The 3,506-nt window shown below is 63.9% G+C and carries 5 protein-coding genes; 3 read left to right on the forward strand and 2 right to left on the reverse strand.

The window, feature by feature from the left end:
* Together ENZ74_RS25945 and pobA are read left to right on the forward strand one after the other, a co-directional pair.
* Positions 1 to 337 (forward strand): lyase family protein (locus tag ENZ74_RS25945; protein WP_245471010.1); only part of this gene is annotated, 337 nt, incomplete at its 5' end.
* On the forward strand, positions 337 to 1,509 hold the full coding sequence (pobA, locus tag ENZ74_RS25950; RefSeq protein WP_063167584.1) for a 4-hydroxybenzoate 3-monooxygenase: 1,173 nt from the start codon (positions 337 to 339) through the stop codon (positions 1,507 to 1,509). The genes ENZ74_RS25945 and pobA, both read left to right, overlap by 1 nt.
* A 10-nt stretch (positions 1,510 to 1,519) precedes the next feature.
* Here pobA and ENZ74_RS25955 read toward each other — a convergent pair whose 3' ends face one another.
* Positions 1,520 to 1,990 carry an NUDIX domain-containing protein gene (locus ENZ74_RS25955; RefSeq protein WP_027163879.1) on the reverse strand — a complete coding sequence of 157 codons (471 nt, stop codon included), beginning with the start codon at positions 1,988 to 1,990 and terminating at the stop codon, positions 1,520 to 1,522.
* 173 nt (positions 1,991 to 2,163) lie between these two features.
* On the opposite strand from ENZ74_RS25955, the gene ENZ74_RS25960 reads away from it, so the two are divergent.
* Complete coding sequence (locus ENZ74_RS25960; RefSeq protein ID WP_027163878.1) at positions 2,164 to 2,697, forward strand: sterol desaturase family protein; 534 nt, start codon at positions 2,164 to 2,166, stop codon at positions 2,695 to 2,697.
* 19 nt (positions 2,698 to 2,716) lie between these two features.
* On the opposite strand, the gene rsgA is transcribed toward ENZ74_RS25960, so the two are convergent.
* Positions 2,717 to 3,506: ribosome small subunit-dependent GTPase A (gene rsgA / locus ENZ74_RS25965; RefSeq protein ID WP_127313078.1), on the reverse strand; the 790-nt coding region annotated here is incomplete at its 5' end.

Raw genomic sequence — 3,506 nt, forward strand, 5'->3', positions numbered from 1 at the left:
CCTGATGTCGCTGCTATCAGGCAGCCTCGGCAAATTCGGCCAGGACATCGCGCTGATGGCGCAAGGTGGAACCGAGATCGAGCTTTCCGGCGGCGGCGGCTCTTCGGCCATGCCGCACAAGCAGAACCCGGTGAAGGCCGAAGCGCTGGTGGCGCTTGCCCGCTTCAACGCCACGCAGCTTGCGGGCATGCATCACGCGCTCGTGCATGAGCAGGAGCGCTCGGGCGCTGCCTGGACGCTGGAATGGCTATTGCTGCCGCAAATGGTCATCGCGACGGCCGCGTCGCTCCGCCTTGCCGCTGAGCTGGCCGCACAGGTCGAAAGTCTCGGCCACTGATGCGCACGCAAATCGTCATCGTCGGGTCCGGACCGTCCGGCCTGCTGCTTGGGCAGCTTCTGGCCGGCATCGGCGTCGAGACGGTCATTCTGGAACGCGCGAGCCGCGAGCACGTGCTTGGCCGAGTGCGGGCAGGGGTGCTCGAACAGGGCACCGTCGAATTGCTGGAACAGGCCGGCGCGGCGGCAAGGCTGCACGCGGAAGGACTGCCGCATTCCGGCATCTCGCTCGCCTTCGACGGACGCCTGCACCGCATCGACCTCGAGGCACTGACCGGCGGCAGGCATGTCACCGTCTATGGCCAGACCGAGGTGACGCACGATTTGATGGACAAGCGCGATGCGGACGGACTGACCACGATCTACGAGGCGGCAAATGTCGCGTTGCACGATTTCGACGGCGCCGCACCTTTCGCGACCTATGACAAGGACGGGGTCACGCATCGCATCGATTGCGACTTCATTGCCGGCTGTGACGGCTATCACGGCGTCAGCCGCAAATCGGTGCCCGAGCGTGCGCTGAAAATCTTCGAGCGGCAGTATCCGTTCGGCTGGCTCGGCGTGCTGGCCGAAGTGCCGCCGGCCGATCACGAACTGGTCTACGCCAATCATGAAAGGGGTTTTGCCCTGTGCTCGATGCGCTCGACGCACCGCAGCCGCTATTATGTGCAGTGTCCGCAGGACGATCGCGTCGAAGCCTGGCCGGACGAGCGCTTCTGGGACGAGCTGCGCCGCCGCTTGCCCGAGCAGACGGCGGCAAGCGTCGTCACCGGCCCATCCTTCGAGAAATCGATCGCGCCGCTGCGCTCCTTCGTTGCCGAGCCGATGCGCTTCGGCCGGCTGTTCCTGGTCGGCGACGCCGCCCACATCGTGCCGCCGACCGGCGCCAAGGGTCTGAACCTCGCTGCCAGCGACGTGCGCTATCTCTTCTCGGGTTTGTGCGACTTCTATCGCGACAAATCCGCGGCTGGCATCGACTGCTATTCGCAAAAGGCGCTGGCGCGGGTCTGGAAGGCGGTTCGCTTTTCCTGGTGGATGACGACGATGCTGCATTGTTTTCCCGACACCGCCGAGTTCGGCCAGCGCATCCAGGAGGCCGAGCTCGACTATCTCGTGCAGTCGCGTGCCGCATCGACCGCGCTCGCGGAAAACTATGTCGGCCTGCCCTATTGAGGGCTGCGGATCATCCGGCGCCTTGCTGCCTGGCAAAATCCAAAAGCATCGGGCGCTGCCCCTTGAGGATTTTCACCTCGGCCTCGGGCAAGGTGAACCAGCCCGCTCTGTCGACCTCCGGGAACTCCTTCAGGGATCCCGACCTTGGCGGCCATTCCATGGTGAAAATGTTGCTCTTGATGGCGGCCACGTCGATGTCGATGGTCGCCTCGACAGACCAGGCCGAGACGATCTTGCCGCCGGGTTGTTTGTAGTCGCCGAGCCGCGCGAAGGGACCATCAACCTTGACGCCGAGCTCTTCCTCGGTCTCGCGTTGCGCTGCCGTCAACTCATCCTCGTCCTCGCCGACGAGACCCTTCGGCATCGACCAGGCGCCATCGTCCTTCTTCGCCCAGAACGGCCCGCCCGGGTGAACCAGCAACACCCTGAGATCGCCATCGCTGCGGCGATAGATCAGCAATCCCGCACTGCGTTTTGCCATTTTTGTACGTCCATTTGCGAAGCCGGCAGCCTGCTGATGGTCCTTGAATCGTTGATGCGAACCTTGCACTAGGGGATTGCGACGCTATGTCAGGCGCGTCTGCATTGCACCTCGGTCGCGAGTCCGGCAATCTGATACCATCGCTTATTTGGCGGCTCGAAGGCTAGGTGACGATGCAACTCGGTCTTATTGGCTACTATAGCGACTTCGTGGTGTATCCGCTGGTGATCGCCGTGCTGGCAGTGGCCGGGCTGCTCGAGGCTGGCGAAGAGAGTGCGCCAGGCTGGATCGGCACTGTCCTCGCCTGTCTCGGCCTCTGGACGCTGATCGAGTATGTGCTGCACAGGTTCGCTCTTCACCATATTCCTTACGTCAAGGACCTGCACGACCGTCACCATGTCGAGGAACGCAGTTCTGTGGGCACGCCAACCTGGCTCAGTCTCGGCGTGCATGCGCTGGTCGCGTTTGTGCCCGTTTGGGTGGTCTCAGATTTCGCCACCGCGAGCGCGGTGAGCTGCGGGTTGATGCTGGGATATCTGTGGTACATCAGCATCCACCACATGATCCATCACTGGCACCCGGCGCATCCGAGCTATCTCTATACGCTCAAGCGCCGTCATGCGGTGCATCACCACATCGACGAAACGGCCAATTTCGGTGTGACTTCGGCATTCTGGGATCGCGTTTTCGGCACGGCGCAGCTCTGAAGTCCTCAGTCCTCGCCGTTCAGCGCCTCTTTCCGCGACCGCCGGAAGTCTTGGCTCCGCGAGGCCCGCTCTGGACCGGCGTGTTGTTCTGGTTCTCGTCGGACAGTTTTCGCCAGCGGGCAAGGCGCTCCGGGTCGAGCGTCCCCGCCTTCAAGGCAGTCTGAACCGCGCAACCCGGCTCGTGCACATGCGTGCAGTCGCGGAACTTGCAGAGCGGTGCAAGCTCGGTGATTTCGGCAAACAGCGTGTCGATGCCGTAGCCGACATCGCTGACCTGCAGCGTCCGCATGCCCGGCGTGTCGATCACCCAGCCACCGCCGGCGATGGAATGCAGCGATCGCGACGTGGTGGTGTGGCGTCCCTTGGAATCGTGCTCGCGGATGCCCCCGGTCTGTTGCGGCGATTGCTGCGCCGATCCGGCCAGCGTGTTGACCAGCGTCGATTTGCCGACGCCGGAGGAGCCGATCAGCGCCACCGTCTGGCCGACACCGCACCAGGCAGCCAGGACGGTTGCCGCATCCGATGTGCGGGGGTTCAGCATCACCACCGGCAATCCACGCTGCAACGCCGCAGCTTGCTTCTGGTAGGTCTCGGCGTCTTCAGCGGTATCGGCCTTGGTCAGCAGGATCACCGGCGTCGTTCCGGCCTCGTTGGCCAGCGCCAGATAGCGCTCGAGCCGGGCGGGATTGAAGTCGGCATTGCACGAGGTGACGATGAACAGCGTATCGACATTGGCCGCGGCAAGCTGCGGCACCCTGCCGCCGCCCTGGGTGCGGCGTTCCAGCACCGTCTTGCGGGTCAGGCGGCGC

The organism is Mesorhizobium sp. M7A.F.Ca.CA.002.15.2.1 (assembly GCF_003998715.1).
Taxonomy (GTDB): domain Bacteria; phylum Pseudomonadota; class Alphaproteobacteria; order Rhizobiales; family Rhizobiaceae; genus Mesorhizobium; species Mesorhizobium ciceri.

Bases quoted from the DNA above. Each gene is read 5' to 3' on its own strand.
- pobA (WP_063167584.1), top strand. From the start codon at position 337: ATGCGCACGCAAATCGTCATCGTCGGGTCCGGACCGTCCGGCCTGCTG.
- ENZ74_RS25955 (WP_027163879.1), bottom strand. From the start codon at position 1,990: ATGGCAAAACGCAGTGCGGGATTGCTGATCTATCGCCGCAGCGATGGC.
- ENZ74_RS25960 (WP_027163878.1), top strand. From the start codon at position 2,164: ATGCAACTCGGTCTTATTGGCTACTATAGCGACTTCGTGGTGTATCCG.